Raw genomic sequence first — 2,696 nt, forward strand, 5'->3', positions numbered from 1 at the left:
TTAGATAATAAATTGAGCATTCGCTCAGTTTTCTCAAGGTTTGACACTTTTTCCGGCATAGTTTGACACTTTTGCTCCAACCGCTGGCTGAATTCTTCTCCGCGCAGAGTGATGTGGCGCGGCGTGAGATTTTGCATAGGTGGGCGATATAACGTGCACAGCGACCTTTTTTCTTTCCCTACAAAATATGAGCGTTAGAAGGACGACAAAACGCGTCTTTCTAACACCCGGTTTAGTGATCGTTTAAGACACCCTTTTGGGAGCTAAGTTTTCTGCATTTGCGCCTCTGGCCAGTGTCCAAATGCCTCTAAATGAGATACAGCGCGTTCCAGCAGCTCCAATCCCATAGGAGCCAGTACCCGCCGCCAGATTGAGGCAGCATCGTCTCCGTCCTGTACGAAGCTCCAATCTTGAAACAGAACTGGCCCGGTATCCCAGCCATCATCCAAGAGATAGACGCTTCCACCAATGATTTTTTGGTGTTCTTTCAGGGTGTCAGCAATTGCATTTTTGCCGCGATAGAGAGGTAGTAGAGATGGGTGATATCCGATAGCGCCATGACGTGGTTTTAAGAGCGCACAGGGGGCGAGTTTGACATGCGCATGAGCGCAGATAATGATATCACAATCCGGCACATCGAGAGCAGTGACGGATGCCTGCCGAGAAGGTGGGATCGACACAGCCAAACCTTTGCTCGTTGCATTGGTGTTTAGTCTGTCGCTTTCCGGTGCTATGACTTTCACAACATCATGACCGCTGTTCAGGACCATTTCCAGAGCCCGTTCACCAAGCCACTTTTGTCCAATTATCACGACTTTCATGATGGCATTCCTTCAACGTATCTAAAGCCCTGTACCGCCCGGAAATGTCCGCCGTATCGCGACTTCGTTTTAAGCCCACGTGAGGCTTTGCCCCCAGTCAGGTTGCAGGACACCTGAGCCCATAACGGACTACGCCGAAGCGCCTCGGCTAAGGCCGGATGGCTGGTATGGAACAGTGTTGCCATGGGTTTGTTGTAGCGGTTCTGGCCTCGTCGCCATGCAGCACACACCGCATTGAGGAACCGCATCCCAACGCCTGCACCTTGCCATTCAGGCATGACCACCATTCGGCAAGCACGGGCCTCCACCAGGCCTGGGCGTGTACTGACGGCAAGATGAGCAACCGGCTCATCGCCAACAAAGGCGACATAACAGGTTGCTGCGATCATATGAGGAAGCTTCAAATAGTGATGCGTTTCAAAATGCGGCCAGTATCGCCAGTTGGTCTCGTATATGTCGAGGTCAAGCTTGGGGCGTTGCCGAAGACACCTCCCGGAAAACTTCCCTGTTGCCGTATCTAAGATCCAATCGGGTTGCAGCCATTCAATAATGTCATAGTGACAGGACAAGAGCACCGCTTGTCCTGATGCCTGCCTGCGCCATGCTTTGGCGAATGCACCTGCACCAATCTTTGCGATCTGCCGGTCTACGACAGAGGTAAACTCATCGATGACGATGGTTTCCGGTGTCTCGCATAAGATCCGGGCCAGATCAGCGCGGAACTTTTCGCCATTGGAAAGGGCTTTGTAGGGTCTCGTCCAGGCGGGCACACTGCCTAAGCCAACAGCCGATAATGCGCCCGTGATATGATCCATTTCCTCATGGGGAGAAATTGCGTCAATGATGGGTTGATCATCCGGCCAGTCAAAACCTTTGAAATAAGAGGCATCTGAAAAGATGCTTTGTCCAAGACTGGTTTTACCAGACCCTGAGGGGCCGACGATAAGTCCCAGTTTCCAGTCCATGCCCTCAACGGGAAGGTCAACGCTCAGCTTAAAGTGGTTGCCGTCTTCGCAGTTAAACAAGGACTTCAGCCGTGCCATACGGAAGCTGTTATAGTCCGGGCTTTGGTGGTTTATGTTCAGCTTCATGTTGCAACCACCTTGAGTTTAGCTCCACCCAGGGCGCGAACGCCGTCATAGATGGTTGCTTGTTGCTGCTCGTCTTCTGCAATGATTAAAATGCCAAACTGGCGTTTGTAGCGGTCTTTAGGCGGGATACCTGGTGCTTTGTCAGGGAGGGGAGGAAGGTGCTCTGTACTCATGTGCGATCTGTTGTTTTCTTGGGCTCATCTGGCCTCAGATCGTTGAAGGTGCCACAACGGCGACACTTGATTTCTACGCGCCCCTGAAGGGCGTTCTCTTCTTTTTTGAGGAGGAGTGCCGAACAACTCCGGCAATAGATAGACTCCATTTCTCGTCTCGCATAAGACAGTCCCGCAGCTCAGCTGGTCTGAGTTGATGCGGCGGGAGCAGTGTTATGCTTCATTCCACTGGCCGGGTTTCTTGTTAGCGCTGGATGCCCGGTGCCCGGAACCTTCCGGGCCTTCCGCTCCATATTGAAGCCACCGGGCGATTATCTCGCCGGATATGTTCCGCCTTGTTAAAACCGCTCCACCAGAGCGACCACAGCAGGCGGGCACTCCGGCCAGCTGGCATCCAGTGTGAAATCGGTGCCCGGATCTTCTGCAAGCTCCAGGCATTTGGAGCGCATAACACCCACCCAATCCAGAGCAGCCTTTGTGCCGGTCAAAAGCTTGGCTTCATCAGCGCTACGATCAGTAACGGCTTTGCCAGCAATGGCAGCAGCAGCCGTTGCCATGTTCATCTGGGTCTCAGCGCTGGCGCGGGCATAAATACGCTTGCGGCATTCCGC

Annotated in this window: 3 protein-coding genes and 1 pseudogene; all 4 read right to left on the reverse strand. The window is 53.0% G+C overall.

Annotation, left to right across the window (positions count from 1 at the left end):
• Nucleotides 1–263: 263 nt before the first annotated feature.
• A complete protein-coding gene (locus PsW74_RS10500; RefSeq protein ID WP_063288044.1) occupies nt 264–821 on the reverse strand; it encodes a formyltransferase family protein in 558 nt (185 codons plus the stop codon).
• A complete protein-coding gene (locus tag PsW74_RS10505) occupies nt 818–1,912 on the reverse strand; it encodes a GNAT family N-acetyltransferase (protein ID WP_063288045.1) in 1,095 nt (364 codons plus the stop codon). The genes PsW74_RS10500 and PsW74_RS10505 overlap by 4 nt, the downstream gene beginning before the upstream one ends.
• A complete protein-coding gene (locus PsW74_RS28860) occupies nt 1,909–2,085 on the reverse strand; it encodes a hypothetical protein (RefSeq protein WP_193758321.1) in 177 nt (58 codons plus the stop codon). The genes PsW74_RS10505 and PsW74_RS28860 overlap by 4 nt, the downstream gene beginning before the upstream one ends.
• Nucleotides 2,086–2,423: 338 nt before the next feature.
• Nucleotides 2,424–2,696: pseudogene (locus PsW74_RS10510) on the reverse strand (hypothetical protein); the annotation flags it as partial.

The organism is Pseudovibrio sp. W74, from assembly GCF_001623085.1.
GTDB lineage: Bacteria > Pseudomonadota > Alphaproteobacteria > Rhizobiales > Stappiaceae > Pseudovibrio.